Source organism: Bacteroides sp. CAG:633 (genome assembly GCF_000435115.1).
Classification (GTDB): domain Bacteria; phylum Bacteroidota; class Bacteroidia; order Bacteroidales; family Bacteroidaceae; genus Bacteroides; species Bacteroides ndongoniae.
The window spans coordinates 22,233-38,697 of record NZ_FR883126.1; the positions used below are offsets into that span (position 1 = coordinate 22,233).

Annotated in this window: 9 protein-coding genes; all 9 read right to left on the minus strand. The window is 48.8% G+C overall.

Features of this window, described 5'->3' with window-relative positions; translation table 11 throughout:
* Positions 1-83: 83 nt before the first annotated feature.
* Positions 84-1,301, minus strand: coding sequence for a glycoside hydrolase family 88 protein (locus QVP67_RS12475; RefSeq protein WP_022163894.1), 1,218 nt, complete (start codon positions 1,299-1,301; stop codon positions 84-86).
* 32 nt (positions 1,302-1,333) lie between these two features.
* Positions 1,334-2,983: a glycoside hydrolase family 43 protein gene (locus tag QVP67_RS12480; protein ID WP_022163895.1), complete on the minus strand. Its 1,650-nt coding sequence runs from the start codon at positions 2,981-2,983 to the stop codon at positions 1,334-1,336.
* Between the two features lie 267 nt (positions 2,984-3,250).
* On the minus strand, positions 3,251-5,197 hold the full coding sequence (locus QVP67_RS12485; protein WP_022163896.1) for a glycoside hydrolase family 97 protein: 1,947 nt from the start codon (positions 5,195-5,197) through the stop codon (positions 3,251-3,253).
* Between the two features lie 207 nt (positions 5,198-5,404).
* Positions 5,405-7,882 carry a family 43 glycosylhydrolase gene (locus QVP67_RS12490; RefSeq protein ID WP_022163897.1) on the minus strand — a complete coding sequence of 826 codons (2,478 nt, stop codon included), beginning with the start codon at positions 7,880-7,882 and terminating at the stop codon, positions 5,405-5,407.
* A gap of 436 nt (positions 7,883-8,318) precedes the next feature.
* Positions 8,319-9,116, minus strand: coding sequence for a DUF4886 domain-containing protein (locus tag QVP67_RS12495; protein WP_022163898.1), 798 nt, complete (start codon positions 9,114-9,116; stop codon positions 8,319-8,321).
* Positions 9,117-9,223: 107 nt separating this feature from the next.
* Positions 9,224-11,251 carry a RagB/SusD family nutrient uptake outer membrane protein gene (locus QVP67_RS12500; RefSeq protein ID WP_022163899.1) on the minus strand — a complete coding sequence of 676 codons (2,028 nt, stop codon included), beginning with the start codon at positions 11,249-11,251 and terminating at the stop codon, positions 9,224-9,226.
* Positions 11,252-11,273: 22 nt separating this feature from the next.
* Positions 11,274-14,570 carry a SusC/RagA family TonB-linked outer membrane protein gene (locus QVP67_RS12505; RefSeq protein ID WP_022163900.1) on the minus strand — a complete coding sequence of 1,099 codons (3,297 nt, stop codon included), beginning with the start codon at positions 14,568-14,570 and terminating at the stop codon, positions 11,274-11,276.
* A gap of 36 nt (positions 14,571-14,606) precedes the next feature.
* Positions 14,607-15,842 carry a DUF4959 domain-containing protein gene (locus tag QVP67_RS12510; RefSeq protein ID WP_022163901.1) on the minus strand — a complete coding sequence of 412 codons (1,236 nt, stop codon included), beginning with the start codon at positions 15,840-15,842 and terminating at the stop codon, positions 14,607-14,609.
* A gap of 70 nt (positions 15,843-15,912) precedes the next feature.
* Positions 15,913-16,428, minus strand: a complete 516-nt coding sequence (locus QVP67_RS12515) for a sigma-70 family RNA polymerase sigma factor (protein WP_022163902.1) — start codon at positions 16,426-16,428, stop codon at positions 15,913-15,915.
* Positions 16,429-16,465: the final 37 nt, after the last annotated feature.

Sequence of the window (16,465 nt, forward strand, 5' to 3'; positions counted from 1 at the left end):
GGCTCGCGAGCCGTACTTGTGTTGTTCACGAGCCGCACTTGTGTGGCTCACCACCCCCTCCAGAAGCCTCAGAAAGGCATCTTTCAGAACAGTGGTTTCCCCTCTTCCAGTTTCTTCAGCCTCAGTAAAGCCTCGATGTAATAATAGTCTGCATAAATAATGGAAGCATCAATCTCCGACTTCGCAGGCCAGTGCCCTGTTGAGTGCAGCAGAAAGGCTGTATTGGTCTTCCTGCTTTGATACTTCTCCGAGCTGAGGCTGGTCAGCATCCGCACGGCAGAATCCTTGTATGCACTTCCCCGTTCGGCAGGCAAGTAAGTGGACAACTCCAACAAAGCCGAAGCAACCACCGCGGCAGCCGATGCGTCACGCGGAGCCTCGGGAATGGACGGATCATCGAAATCCCAATAAGGTACAGCATCTTCCGGAAGGCGCGACAGGTAAACATCGGCTACTTTCTGTACAAAGTCCAGATAGCGGGCATCTTTCGTCTCGCGATACATCACCGTAAAACCGTAGATGGCCCATGCCTGTCCACGTGCCCACATGGTGTTGTCTCCGTAACCCTGGTGAGTCACTCCGCGCAGGAATTCACCGCTCAGCGTGTCGTATACAGCCACATGATAAGACGTATAGTCCGGACGGAACTGATACTTCATGGTACGGTCGGCATGCGATATGGCTATGTCGGCCAGGTAAGGGTTGCCTCCGTTTTTCGATGCCCAGAACAACAGTTCCAGATTTATCATGTTGTCCATAATCGTGTTATATCCGCCAAACATCTGCACATTGCGCGGCCACGACAGTATGGTGCCAGCTTTGGGACGGAACAAAGTGGCCAACGTATCGGCTGTATCCAGAATCACCTGTTTGTACTCCGGGTTGCGGGTCAGGCGATAGCCGTTGCCATAGCTGCAAAATACCAGAAAACCCAGATCATGATCGTAGGCCGGTTTCTCGGACAGAAACTTCAGCGAAGCCGTAAACTTCTCGGCTTCCTGACGGATGCTTTCGTCCTGCGTATACTCATAATCGTACCACAGCACACCGGGCCAGAAACCACTGCACCATTCTTCGCTGGTTGCCTTACGGCAGTTCCATCGTGTCTCACCTTGCAGGATATTACGGGGCATCATCGTGTAATCCGTCACTCCGTTTTCATCCTTCAGGTCTTTCAGCGTACGTTCTACCTGACGGCTGCAATAGTCCAACTCATTGTCTGCGCTGAACGTACGGTCGGAAACCGAGCAAGCCGCCAGCAGAAACATCCCCATGCTCATCCCAAAAACTAAATTCTTCATACCTTTTTCAAACTTTAATCTTTATATATCTTTCATTTACTCACACGAAACCAGTCAACGTCTACCCAGCCACGCTCCTTGCCATAAGGAGTAACGCTGAACAGGCCTACCTTGGCACCGATCCATTTGCCCTGCCGGGCTGTAAACGGTGACCCTGCCTGCATAAACTTCTTGCCGTCGAGGCTGTAATAGAAACGGCATACAGCTCCCTTGCCTACCTGCACACGCAGAAAAATATCACGCTCGTAGTTGGGATGCAGGCCGGCCTCAAACTTCCGGCTCACCGGTACTTCGGCTAGGGTGACAACCGTCTCCGGTGTCCCCTGTTCGGCATCCTTGCAGACGGTTTGCTTCAGCACAAATGCTTCTCCCTGTTTTTCCAGACCGACGCGACAATAATCCCAGCCCATCACTATCAGGCCCGACTGCTGTCCGTCGTCCTTGGCCGATACCTTCAGTTTAGTGGTGACAGTAAACTCCTCGGCCGGAAACTTCTGCAACAGCAGGTTGGGCACCTCCCAACAGTTCACGAAGTGCTCCGACAGGATGTGCGAGTAAATACGCATATATCCCAGATCGGAAGTAAAGCCAAAACAATCCTGATAATTGGCATGCCATTCCCACTGCAGCCCCAGCTTGCGCAAATCGAACTCATCACTTTCCACCGGAGTCTGTACCGGCCAGTTGCGTCCTACATCCGGCTTGCGATGCCGCTTCACCGGCTCGCCACAACCATCGCCATCCTTGTCTGTCCCTATGACAGGCCAATTGTCTTTCCACTCCACCGGGTTCAGATGGATAACACGTCCGTACGCACCTTTATCCTGAAAGTGCACGAACCACGACTCACCGGAGCGGGTTTTCACCCAGCCTCCCTGATGCGGACCGTTAATGTCGGTACTTCCCTGTGCCATGACGATTTTCGATTCGTACGGACCATATACATGTTTCGAGCGCAAGGCTATCTGCCAGCCTTCAACCACTCCGCCTGCCGGAGCCAATATATAGTAATACCCATTGTTTTTATAGAATTTTGCGCCTTCCACTGTATGGTTCACTCCGTCGTTACCGTCGAACACCAGTACCGGTTCGCCAATTACCTGCGTACCTTCCGCATTCATCTCGCAAATGGTAATGATGCTGTTGAATCCAGCCCGACTACCTGCCCAAGCATGAGCCAGATACACCTTTCCGTCCTCGTCCCATAAAGGCGAAGGATCAATCATTCCCCGACCGGCTTTCACCAGTACCGGTTTCTCCCACTCGCCTTTGGGGTCTTTGGTCTTCACCATAAAGATTCCCCAGTCCGGATCGCCCCAATAGATGTAGAATTCGCCGTTATGATAGCGGATGCAGGGCGCCCAGACTCCTTTTCCGTGCTGTGGTTTGCGGTAAAAATCCTTCGGTTCGACCTCCTTCAGGGCATAGTTGACCAATTGCCAGTTGACCAAATCCTTGGAGTGCAGAATAGGCAAACCCGGCGTACACTGAAAGCTGGAAGCCGTCATGTAGAAGTCATCGCCTACCGCACACACGTCGGGGTCAGAATAATCGGCATGAAGCACCGGATTGACATACGTTCCGTCCGACTGATCGGACACCCATACGTCCGATACGTATTGTGCTTCCGCATTCATTTGCCAACTACCCAACAGGGTCAGTACCATTATCAGTCTTTTCATATTCTGTTATCTCTAAAATTGTTCTGTGTCTGATGTCATCCGGGGATGGGGCAAATTAAAGAATCACTTTCCTTTAGGCACGGATTACACGGGAATTCACGGATATTCTTCTTTCCCCGTATATTCCGTGTAATCCGTGCCTAAAAGTCAGCCCCTCCTCATATCTGCTCTATTCAGCATCCTTACACGATATAATACGAATAACAAAGCCCGGACACTCAACGCCGCACACAAATAAAACCAGCATCGGACAAGCTGTCCGGTCCGTTACAGTTTCATGTTCTTCCGATACTTCTTATACTTCCTGGTCTCTTCCCCTGTGGCCGGCACCAGACGGATGGCAGCTCCGCCACGGGGCTGTAAGGTGAAATGCAGACGTTGCGAGGCATCTACCAGCAAATAAGTACACCGCACGTGTGTCCGCGTCTTTACCTCTTCCCCGCCATCGGTATAAATATAGGCCAGATACGGCTTGCCTTTGTCCAGAAACGAAAGGTCTACTGTCTGTTGCGAACCTTCGTTGTTGGTCATGGCGGCTACAAACCATTCTTCTCCCTTACGTCGCGCCATCACGATGCCTTTTCCCGGCTCACCCGAAAGCACTTTAGAGTCGTCGAACACCGTCTGAAGATGTTCGAACCATTCTATCTCGGGTTCGCCCTGATAGAAGGAAGGACGGTCATACCAGAAAATCGTCTGCAAAGGACTGTAAAAGATCAGCGACGCAGCCAGCTGATGGGCATGAGTGTTCTTCAGCCGTTTGTCGTAGTAACAGATCGTATAGTCGGCCGCTCCGTTTATCATGCGGGTGAAAGGAAGGATGGTGTTGTGTGTAGCATCGGGAAACTCCTCGTTTCCACAGATGCCTTCCTGTGTCAGCAGATTCGGATAGGTACGGCTGAAACCCGAAGGACGGAACTCGTCGTGAATGTTCATCAACAAATGATTCTCGGCAGCCAGACGAACCAAGTCGTGCAACCACGTAGCCCAGCGATGGCTGGCATACTGCACAAAGCCCGACTTGACACCGACAATGCCCCACTCGCACAACAACGGAAAAAGTTCGCGTGCCTGTTTCATCAGCGCGTGCTGGTTGACGTACAGCCAGATGCCTACACCTTTTTCCCTGCCGTAAGCCACCACACGCGGCATGTCGACTTCGGGCACTACCTTTGTCGCATCGCCATCGTGCGAAGTGCAGGGCATGTACCATTTCCAGTCGAACAGCATGTAAGGAATGCGATGTTCCGCACAGAAGTCGATGGTGGCTATGGCTCCTTCGGTCGTAATAGTTGTTTCACGCATAATTTTGCCCGGCTTCACCCATTGGTCGGCATCGTCTATTGCACACGGAGGATTCAGATTCTGTATGATGTCGTTATGCTCCAGCAGGTCGCCCGGACGGTCGGCTGCCATAATCACTTTCCAGGGTGTGGCATAGTAGGTCACGATGTCCACAGGACTGTACATGACAGAAGTAAGCGTGTTGTTCTTCTTGTCCGAAGCGACAAACTTGGTCAGACACCAGTCATCCACATCGGCATCGGCCAGGGCAGCCCATATTCCTCCGGGCAGTTCCAATGTCAGAGCTCTTTCTACCGGACGTCGGATATCCCCTACGGCTAAACGTTCGAACCGTGCCTGTGCCCATTCTTCGGCCCATGCCATGCTTCCGGCCGGAAAAGTATATTCCGTCAGATCGGCCACCACCTTGTGGAAAATGGCTTTCGGATGCTCCGGAAAATAATAGCGGAAAGCAATTCCCTCGTTATAAGCCCTTACTTCGATATTCAGCCGGTATTGCGATCCGTCTTTCTTCGAAAGATACATTGTAGCCGAACGGTAACAGTCGCGCACCGTGCTTCGTTCCCCATAAAGCGGATGCCAGGTACGGTCGGCCAAAGGGAAATAACTTACCGAGTCGACTTCCAGATTGTCCATCCAGCAGTCCGGTTGCTTCAGGCTACGTTCGCCAAGTGCCATTTCCCACACACGGTTGTCCATATCGAGTCCGGCACGCGACTCACCGAGCACCGTTTTTCCTTTATAATCCACCCGGTAACACAGTTCGTTGACTCCCGGCGACACTGTCTTCTGCCAGAAAGCGATACGATGTGTTCCGTCGGGCGAAGCAAGTTGCAAGTCTTTCTCTTCACCGGCCCATAATGCAGTGGCAGTAGCCAATGTCCACAGAAATAATCCTATTTTTTTCATATCTCAATATATATTTTTCCAAGTATTCAGCTTTTTAAAATTAAAATACAACGAACTTATAAACTCACTTATATTTAATCTGCATAGATAAATACGAATGAAAAAACAAAAATTACCAAACAAGCTTAAAGAAATATCAGAGAATGATATAGAATGAACTTCCATTATAAACAACCAATCTTGCTTTTTCAGGAACCTGTATTCCTTCTATTTTATCATCACATTATCCCTGGACGGAACAAATTTTCTTCCATTCTCTTTCCAGTATAGTTCCAGACGGTCAGCCTCGTCCGCCGTCAGATGAATGACAGCTCCATGTTTGGGAGCATTGAAATTGGTCGACTTCATCACACCGTCATTAAACCGTCCCAGATTTTTAAACGTTACAAAATCGGTTGTCTCCGTAAATCCGAAATTATGTGGCGTAACGCTGTATACATCATACATCAATACCCATTTCTCCTCTCCGATCCGTTTCCATACAGTCGGTGCCTCACAAGCCTTGGGCTCAAAATCGTACCATTTAGAATCGTATCTGTATCCTCCGTTGATACGGTCTGATACCGCCTGCTTGATACCCGGTGTCCCATCATGTGCTACATAGAACAGATGATAGCGGTCGCCCACCCGTGTTATATCTCCATCTATGGCCGAAATGTTTTCATCGGGATACTCGTAAAGCAATTGAGGCAAACTCTCTATCTGATTAAAATCATCGTTTACATAAACATAATACAACTTATTCCTTTCATTACGGAAACGCATGGTATAATATATCATCAATTTTCCTTTCTGTTCGTCATAACAGATTTCCGGTGCCCAGGCACAACCTATCTCAGACAGTCCGGCGGTCAGTTTGTCAAAACGGATGTTGGCTCGGTTCCAGTGTATCAGATCCCACGACTTCATCAGAACCAGTCCTTTGTTATTTCCCCAGCCATAAAGTTTTCCATCACGTTCCCATTCTGTATCCCGATAACCGTCTCTTTTCGCAAATACATGCAAGTCAGTCATAGCAAGATAAAACGCCCCGTCCGGACCACGATAGATGTAAGGGTCGCGAATGCCCCGCTGGCTGGCAATAGTGTCACCAGCCAATACCGGCTCTCCACCATTCAAAGCCGTAAACGAATATCCGTCGCGGCTGATTGCCATATACAACCCATGGGTTTCATCCTTATGGAATACCATCAGATAAGCACTCATGTCTTTTTCCTGCGACACCGCATTCTTATATCGGAAATGGCTGAATCCGGCTTTGCCTTTTCCCATACTTACCAGACCGATTCGCAATGCATAGAAGCCTTTGTAGACATTGTGATGCATGCCAGACACGTCGATGTCCTCGGCTATGGCAGTCCAGTCTTTCCGATCCTTACTAACCCAAACAGAAACATGATTTCCCTGATTTTTAATCTTGACAGAGAAGTTCCGTCCGACAGTATTAGGGACTTCCACCGGTTTATCTGCATGACGGTAGACGGTAAACACCTTACCGTCGGAAACAAGACCGGCATAAGCCTGCTCATTATAATACAATACCAGCCCGGCTTTGTTTCCCTTGCCTGTCTGTATGTCGACTTGAGTCTCATAATTCTTGTCTTCAGCTGTTACCAACAAGAGGCGTCCGTCCGCTGGTGTTTTTCCTTTCGCATCCAGCCACAGGGTATTCTTGTCGAACTTCAATGCTTTCGGAGCATACTCCTTCCAGAAGGTCCACTGCATTCCCAATTCCGGACCGGCAAAATCGTCCGACAGCTTTATTCCGTGTTCTATATCAGACCGATTGTCAAGACGGAATTTCGGTTTCTCTGCCGTACGGCACCAGCCGTCCGAAGTCCATTCTATCGGTTCAATCAATGTCTGCCTTCCCAATGTATGGTAGCCGTTGGCATAAGCATGATAGACTACCCACCAGTTGCCGTTTACGTCATCAACCAGCGTACCGTGGCCTTTCGACCACCAATTGTCGTTTGCGCTATACGTATGTACCAGCGGATTGTACGGAGAATTTTCCCACGGTCCCAGCACACTTTTCGAACGGGCCATTACTATCATGTGGCTTGTAGCGGGACCGGCTGTTCCTCCTTCGGCCGAAACCAGGTAATAATAGCCGTCGTGGAAAAACAGCTTCGGCGATTCCAGATACATGCCTTCTGTAACCCAATGCTTGGGAATCGGCCAACCGTCATACACCTTCGTCACTTCGCCACTGACCGAAAGTCCGTCCTTCGCCAAAGGAACGACTTTGCCTTCAGACACATAAAGAAATCGATTTCCATCCTTATCTACGATATGTCCCGGGTCAATGCCTCCCACCTTCAGATCAACAGGTTCACTCCAAGGGCCTTGTATCCGGTCGGCCCAAATCACCCAATTGGTACCTGCCGCCGGATAATAGATATAATAGCGTTCGCCATACTTGACCAAATCGGGAGCCATAGCAGAGCCTTGCCATTCCGTCATGGCACGACAAACGGGTTCCCAATGTTCCAAATCCTGAGAATGCCAGATTAAAAAGCCCGGCGCATAATAGAATGGAGAATGTGTCATGTAGTAATCCTTGCCATCGCGCAGAATACTCGGATCGGGATAATCACCCGGCAAGATACATTTAGGATACTCTTGCGATTGCACTTGCCACGACAAGAGCACAAAAAGGAGAAAAAGAAAATTCGCTTTCATAAAAAAGATACCAGTTAAATAGGTTATTTTATTATCATATTTATACCCTGCACTTGGAGAAGCAGGCAGCCACCTACCTTTTTTTAAGCAAAAGCACAACAGAAGCGTATATGAATCTCTACCCTACTTCCAACTGCTTGCTTAGGCATTACGCAACAAGCTCTTGTCTCAACAGTTTCTCACAGCTATGAGAAAGTTATTCTCACAAGTATGAGAAAACTATTCTCACAGTTATGAGAAAAAGATTCTCATAAGCATGAGAAAGAAATTCTCATTCAGTGAGAATGTAGTTCTCATGCTTAGAGAACGGCCAAAAGTCAGTAAGACAAGGAAATAGCAGGTTAAGATAAAATCCGAAACCTGAATTTATATACTATTACGAATAAGCTCCTCCGTACGCTCAATGAGATATGTCCGATTAGCGGCGGCCAGCTTGTTATTGAGGAAGATTCAGCAGCCTCCGGTTATCCAGCACAGTCTGCTGAGCCACTTGCTGTATGTATTCCGCCAGTTCGGCATCGAGGTCTGCCGTATAGGTTGTCTGATAATGACGCTGAAAAAGAGTGGAAAAGATTACGTTGGCTGCCAGGTAGGTTCCCAAGACAGAGGGGTGACTGCCGTCCGGCCAATACAGCGACTGATAGGGATGCTCGGCCCGAACACGCTTCCAGGCCATCCCGACCGGTGCACACCAGGCATCGTTCTGGTAGGCCATTTCCAGATAACTGGTTATCAGCCGGTCCTGCATGCCTTCATACGTATCGATCAACGGATATGCCTCATGCGGCTCCTGACAGCCGTCTTTATGTCCCCACGTCATATAAAAGATGACATGTGCCTGCGGATTGTACACATGAACCAGACTGTCCAACTGGCGGGCATACGAATAAGTTTCCCGTTGCACAATGGCGGTCGGCTTGGCGGGAGCGGCGCTCTGCTCCTGCAAAATCACATAATCCCAGTTCCCCTTCCGGATAGCTTCCTGTTCCTCCTTCCGTTGCAAGTGTTTTTTAAATGTACACCCACCAGGGGTATAAGCCTGCCAGGCAATGTTCATCCGATGGTCCACTGCAATGTTCCGGGCAATCTTCTGCACCATGAGCGGCAAGTCGTGATAGTAAGTATAACTGTTCCCTATATAGAGTACACGTACAGAGTCCTTTTCGGTCTGCGCACACAACGAGCCGACGGATTGCACCAACATACAAATGAAAATAAGAATGACTTGTTTCATAATCATATATTTTAATGAGTTCGGACAAAAATAAGAAAAAAGTCTGATTGTCCGCAACCAGGCAGAAGACAATCAGACTTTCTTATCGCAATATAAACAAGCAGGGATTACCAGCCGGGATTCTGCTTCAACTGGCTATTCAGACGCATTTGTGTTCTTGGTATCGGAGAGAGATAGTCACGTTGGCTGAAAAGCAAGTTACCTGCCAAAGTAGCGATGGAACGTCCATAATCAGGATCGTCCGGTCCACTTCCTTCGTAAATGCCGTAGAGCAACGGATATTTCTCGGGATAATAGCAGGGTTCACCAAAGTAAGTAGCATCGTTGGCCTTTTCGGTCTCGTAGGCAGTACCCAAAATCTTATGACCCAGTTTCTGTCCGGTCAGGTTGATGTGGGCAATACCCCAGCGCTTCAAGTCATCCAGACGGAAGCCCTCACCAAAGAGCTCGCAAGCACGCTCGCGGCGTATCTCGTCCAGCATATTCATCTTCTTACAGATGGTTTTTCCGGTAGCGTGGTCAAACCAACCGGCATCCCATACGTTGGCAATCAATGCATTGGTCAACGGAGCCACACGGGCACGAGCACGATTCTTGTTAATAGACTTATCCAAATCCTCATCCGAAATCGTTCCACCATTCAGTTCGCAAGTAGCTTCGGCGTAAATCAGGTGTACTTCGGCCAGACGGATCAGCGGATAATCTGCCGACTCCGTATTTTGGGGTCTGCCTGCACCTTCAATCAGGAACTTGCGGCTACCATAACTGCTGGCGGTAGAGTTGTTGCGAAGAGTCGGCTTAAACACGGCACAAGTGCTGCTGTATGCAGGATCGCTTGAATCATACACGTCATTGTTCTTGGGGAAGACCGGATCGGGATAAGGTTTACCAGTCTCCGTCAGCTGTCGGCCATCTTCCGGACGGCTGCTCCAGAATGTCCGGTCGGGGATGGACATACAGCAACCGATGAAACGATAGTCACGGTTGCGGAACTCACCCACAAACGTATCATAGCCCTCGAACTGGGGATTGTTCTGCGCATCCTTCATGTCGCCCGTATAGCTGATGCGGATAGGCAGACCGTTGCGGCAGAGGAAGGACTCGCCGAAGCTGGAACTGATGTTGGAACCCTGCCAGGTAGCCACGGTGTGTGAGAGGTTGATGCCACCACGTCCCAAATCATAATCGTACTTCTTGAAGAAGATGAACTCCTTGTTGGTACTCTTGCCTGCACCCATGAAGTTAGGAATGTTACCCGCACCATCGTCGATATTGAACAGATAGAAGTAGCTCAGGCTATCACATTCGTTCCACAATTCGAAGGTACCGCTCTCGGCCTCGTCAATCACTTCACCTGAAAGGCGTTTGGCCTCGCTCAACATTTTCTCGATGCTGTAGTATCCTTCCGGTTTGGCTGTACCGGCACCAGTGTTCACACCGTCTCCGTCCAGGTCGTAACCAATGGTCGGTACATATTTCTCCCATGTTGCCTCGTAAAGCAGTACACGGGCCAGGAAAGACTTGGCGGCTTCCTGGCTGACCTTTCCTTTGGAATCAGCAGGAATATTCTTTTCCTGAGGCAACATCGGAATAGCCTTTTCCAGGTCGGAAATAATGAATGCAGCGACTTCGTAACGGCTCTTGCGCGGGCCGTAAAGCACTTCATCGTTGACGTCAAGTACATGATCGACAATGGGCACACCACCAAAGATACGTAACAGATAGAAATGTTGCCATGCACGGAAGAAGTAAGCCGTACCTACCGACTGGGCAATTCCTGCCTGATCGCCTGTATATTCTGCCGCCTTCTGCAACAGGATGTTACAAGTACGGATATGACTGTACGGTTTATCCCACTGATAGTTGCTTTCAGGAGCCGAACCGCCTCCGTTACTACCCAATCCGGAAATATCCAGATTGCGGTCCATGCTGTCATAATTTGCCTGATTGTTGTAATTCTTCCACGCTTCTACATTGTAAAGCGCATTGGCAGCCTGCTCAAAATGCTCCGGTGTTTTGAAGACGATAGCTTCTGTACCCTGTGACAAGGGTTCCTTATTCAGGAAATCGCTACATGCCGTCAAAGACAAGGTCATAGCCGAAGCCAGAAATATCTTGTTCAATATTGTTTTCATATTTCAAGTTTTAAGAATTTAGTTAGAAAGTTACGTCCACACCAAAAGTCAACAAACGGCTGAAGGGGAACGTGTTGTTTGAAGCCTCACCATTTTCCGGGTCATAACCATCTTTCACTTTGGTCCATTCCCACAGGTCATCGCCCGAGAAGTAAACCCGCACCTTGTTCAGTCCGGCCTTGGCAATCCATTGTTTGGGAAGCGAATAACCTACTACCAAAGATTTCAGACGGATGTAACGGTTGTTCTGTACGCTGGCATCCACGTTGTTATAGTTGAACTTGTTGAAGTTCTGGTCACGCGAAATAATCGGATATTCAGCATCTGTATAATCAGGCGTCCATGTCTTGTTCAGGAAGGTACTGTTCTGCAGCGTGTAATTTGTTACAAACGGAGCATAGACATTACCCGTTCTCAGAATATTCTGCTTACCTACGCCCTGGAAGAAGGCTGAAAAGTCAATACCTTTCCACTCAAGACCCAACTTAATACCGAATGTCAGACGCGGAGCGGCATCGCCGGCATAATACAGGTCCTCGGTCGTAATGGCACCATCACCATTCAAGTCTACATAGCGGCGGGCACCCGGACGCAAGCGGTTGGTACCTGTTTCGGACGGAGCCGGCAGGATGTTGTTAGCTTTAGGGCCTGTACGGTCGGCATTCCAGTAATACATTTCATAGTAAGCATCCACTTCTTCCTGAGTCTGGAAGATTCCGTCTGTCTGGTATACATAGATGGCATTCAACGGTCTGCCAACCAAACGGTTCGTGTTCTTACCCGGATCGGGCACGTTTTCATTGTTCGTCAACTCCAGCAATTCAGTAGATGCATCGGCCAACGAAGCACCGATGTTGTATCTTACCTGTCCAATCTGGTCGTTCCAGTTCAAGGCTATTTCCCAACCTTTGGTACGCAACTTACCGTTGTTGGTTTTCGGAGCAGATGCACCCAATACAGAAGGATAAGTTACGTCGATGAACATACCATCGTTGGTCTTCACAAAGTAATCGAACGAACCTCTCAACCGATTGCTCAACACAGCAAAGTCAACACCTGCATTGTGGCTGTAAATGGTTTCCCAAGTACGTTGGTCTGAAGTCATGTTGGCTACCCACAACGAAGTATGCTGAGTAGCTGTAGTGCCAAACAACGTTGTACCGGTGCTAATAGTAGAAAAGCGTTCGTAATTGTCGATACCGTTCACATTACCGGTCTTACCGTAATTGTAACGCACTTTCAAGTCATCCAGCCAGTTGATGTCCTTCAGGAAATTCTCCCGTGAGATTCTCCAGAAGCCGGAAACAGAATAGAAGTTCTTCCAACGCTGCTCTTTGGAGAGTTTCGACGAACCATCACGACGTGCCAACACTTCTACCGAGTACTTGTCATCGTAGATATAGTTCAGACGTCCCAAGTAGGAAACAAAACCCCATGAGCTCTGTCCACCACCAGCCGACTTGGTAGCTCCGTCAATCCATACATCCAAATCCGTCAGACCAGATCCCGGATAGAGAGGGCCCATACCACGTGAAGCGGTCACTTTCTTATAACTTTCCTGTTCGGCCGTCATACCCAACATGGCAGACAAACTGTGAACTTCGGCAAATGTGCGCTCATAGTTGGCATAACCTCCCAAAGTCACATTCTCCCAACGTTCCATCTTTTCTTCCAGCGAACCGGGTCCCTGCTTGTTTCCGGTCTGTGTGCCTACCCAGTCGTAATACTGCACCTTATTCTTGGCAGTCTGTGTGGCACGCTGAGCCAGTTTATAATTACCCGTAGCAGAGAAAGAAAGACCCTGTACCCATTTGTTGAGGTCGAGCGTCACCTTGCCGTTGGCACGGAAATTGGTAAACGAGTTCTTTATCTGTCCACCCTGTGTCAAACCACCAACCGGGTTACGGTTTCCACTAAATGTATCGTAAGCATCGCCGTTCTGGTTATATACAGGCCAGAACCAAGGGTCGAACCAACCCGCACCGACATCGGTTGAAGGAGTGGTAATGTCGCGCTTCTCATACGACATGCCGGTCTCGAACTTCAGGAAATCGTAAGCCTGATAATCCATGTTCAGTCGGGCACCGTATTTTTTCTCACCATCTTCGGCTATCTTCAACTGCGAATTGGCATCCGAATAGCTCAACGAAGCATAGTATCCGAACTTGTCATCTGCACCGGAGATGGTCACTGCGTGACGTTGTGAAGTAGCACTACCATACAATACATCCTGCATATAGACATTCGGATCCCAGCGCTCTACCTTGTCGCCGTTCTGCAAAGTCAGTACCCGGCCTGCACGCAGGGCGTTGAACAGTGTCTCCCCTTTGTACACTACCGGATTGCCAGTTGTCGGATCTACATCCGAAGCATCCAGTGTCGGCCCTCCAAACGAATTGAATATCCACCAGTTGATGTTCTTATGTACTTCCTCCGGCGTACTCAGGCTGGGATTTGCAGCTATCGCATCGTAGTATTGAGCCTGATAGAACATGTCCAGCCATTCACTGTTGGTCGTAAACGAAGGCTGAATACCGGTAATAGAACGGCTGATGGCGCCATTATAAGTCACCTGCGCCTTACCCTTCTTTCCACGTTTCGTAGTAACCAACACAACACCCGAAGCAGAACGGGCACCGTAGATGGCGGCCGAAGCGTCCTTCAACACAGAGATGTTCTCAATATCATTGGCATTCATAGCGTTCAAGTCATCCAACGAACCGGACATACCGTCAATGATCACCAACGGATTACCATCACCGTTGATAGAAACATCACCACGAATCTTCATAGAAGCATTCTCACTACCCGGACGGCTGGACGTACGCGTAATGACCAGTCCCGGAACCTCGCCCTGCAAAGCTACAGTAGCATTGGTGATACCTTTATTGCTGAAAGCCTCTTCACCTTTTACCTGTGTGATGGCACTCGTCAGTGATGCCTTCTTCTGCGTACCGTAACCTACTACTACCACTTCTTCCAGCAATTCGGAATCTTCCTGCAAGGTTACATTATAATCGTTTTGAGCACCGACCTTGATCTCCACTGTCTGGTAACCGATGTAAGAGATAACCAACGTGCCCGAAGCATTGTTCAGCGTAAAGTTACCGTCAATGTCGGTTATCACACCAATTGTTGTTCCTTTCACCATCACGTTGGCACCAATGACCGGTTCGCCGTTTTTATCCAGAACTTTACCTTTCACGGTCTTTCCGCTTTGCTGTACTTCCTGTACCACTTCTACCGCCGCACGTACCTGCGATGCGGGATATAGGGAGGCCGCACACAAGGCGGCAACCCATATGAATTTCTTTCTCATGATGTAAAAACGTATTTTTATGTATTCGTATTAGATTTACTCTTCTGCACCATAGACATTCAAGTCTGCCAACATGGCTTGCGAACCCGTACCTTTGTGTTCGGTACCGAAGTACACCTTAATATATCGGGCACGGGGCGTTGTAGGCAAGCCGCAAGACTGAGGCACGTCGGTATTGGGATCGAAAGCAAAATCACCATGATCGGTCCACTGCCAACTGTCCGGATTGCTGGGATCGGTCGCACCGGCTTCCGTACAAGTATAGATATGCTGTCCTTTCTGTCCACGGGCATCTCCCTGACGACGGGTCAGTTCCACGCTGGCAACGGTTACTTCCTTACCCATATCCAGAATGAACCAATGCGGATAGTTGGTAGCCACTTTCCAGGAAGCATGCCAATAAGTATTCAGACTGCTGTCTATCATCGAAACTACACGTCCGTTCTTCAGGCCGTCTTTATCGCCTTCGCCCTGTGCTTCCTGAGAGCTGTAGCCGATGGTTGCGTCATTCGAATTTTCATTGTAACCGGGGAAACTCCACAAAGAACGGTCTATCTTGACTGCCGGTATCGGTGTAATCGTCTTCTCAATCGGTTCGGAAGCATTCTCGTACTCATCTTCTGCACTGACTCTGACCACGCACTCACCCTGCAAGAATTCGTTGTTACTGTCCATCAACATTACCAACTGTGTGCCTTCGCTGTTGGCTGGCACCTCGAATTTGGTGCTTCCTGTCTTGCTGGCATCACTTGCCTGATGGTATTCCAATGCTATAGGTACCGTCGTATTGAACTCATTCTTATAGTTTACCAATGTACCGCCCAATACCGGACTCAGTGTAATGGTCTTCACCACTTCCAGATAAGCCGGAGCACCGGGAGCAAACGATACTTCTACCGCACCGGCATTGTTCCCTTTCACTGAGCAGGCATACAACGAAAACTTGCATTCGTCCGTACTGGCAAATCCTTTCACGGTGGCAGTTGAAGGTTTGTCTTTTGCTACCAGCACATACTTCTCTTCACCTTTGGAGTCGGTGTAAGAAATCTTGGTGTACATGAAGCTGGGGCTGTCGGGATTGGTCCAGCTCAAGGTAACCTCACCCGGACCGGCAACTGCCTGCACATTAGTGACCTGAGCAGGAGCCGAATTGTCAATCGTAATCCGTCCCTCCTCATCATTGCAGGAACAGAAAACGGATGCCACACAAGTGGCAAACAGGAAAAGAAGCAGACTTCTTACCTGTAGCAGATTCAATGATCCATTTTTCATAAACAATAAAATTAAATTAGATTTATGTTATTAACTCAATTCTTGCGACATCAGCCGACCGAAGTTTTTTTCAGATACATTGTCTGATATATTCGCGTACCGTCTTACGTCCCAAACGCAAATGATTCTCCACCGTACGGATGGAAAGTTGTAATTCGGCAGCAATCTCGGGAACGTCTTTGTCCTGGAAGCGTTTCATAGCATACACTTTCCGACGTTGTTCCGAAAGCTTGTTTAAGGTGTATCGCTCTAAGGTCAACAAATCTTTTACCACTACACGACTTTCTACATCTTCTACCGACGTCGGACAGCAGTCATATATATAAGAGGTATATTCCTGCTTCAGTCCACTACGACGCCAATAGTCCACCAGCAGATTGGAAGCGATGGTAAAGATGAAACTCTTCACCGTCTCGGGACGAAGCATCGGTTTGTAGTCGAGCAGACGCAGGAAGACGTCCTGAGTCAGGTCGCGAGCAGTCTCCCAGTCGTCTATCCTATTAAATAGGTAGGCATGCACAGGCCGTGAATATTGCCGGTAGGAGTTGGCAACAAGTTCGTTGGATGTGGTTTTCATGTCTTCCATGATTCTTAGAATCTGTTTAAATTTATTTATAATTAGT

Coding starts and splice junctions, on each gene's coding strand:
- QVP67_RS12480 (WP_022163895.1), bottom strand. CDS start 2,983: ATGAAAAGACTGATAATGGTACTGACCCTGTTGGGTAGTTGGCAAATG.
- QVP67_RS12475 (WP_022163894.1), bottom strand. CDS start 1,301: ATGAAGAATTTAGTTTTTGGGATGAGCATGGGGATGTTTCTGCTGGCG.
- QVP67_RS12505 (WP_022163900.1), bottom strand. CDS start 14,570: ATGAGAAAGAAATTCATATGGGTTGCCGCCTTGTGTGCGGCCTCCCTA.
- QVP67_RS12510 (WP_022163901.1), bottom strand. CDS start 15,842: ATGAAAAATGGATCATTGAATCTGCTACAGGTAAGAAGTCTGCTTCTT.
- QVP67_RS12485 (WP_022163896.1), bottom strand. CDS start 5,197: ATGAAAAAAATAGGATTATTTCTGTGGACATTGGCTACTGCCACTGCA.
- QVP67_RS12490 (WP_022163897.1), bottom strand. CDS start 7,882: ATGAAAGCGAATTTTCTTTTTCTCCTTTTTGTGCTCTTGTCGTGGCAA.
- QVP67_RS12495 (WP_022163898.1), bottom strand. CDS start 9,116: ATGAAACAAGTCATTCTTATTTTCATTTGTATGTTGGTGCAATCCGTC.
- QVP67_RS12500 (WP_022163899.1), bottom strand. CDS start 11,251: ATGAAAACAATATTGAACAAGATATTTCTGGCTTCGGCTATGACCTTG.
- QVP67_RS12515 (WP_022163902.1), bottom strand. CDS start 16,428: ATGGAAGACATGAAAACCACATCCAACGAACTTGTTGCCAACTCCTAC.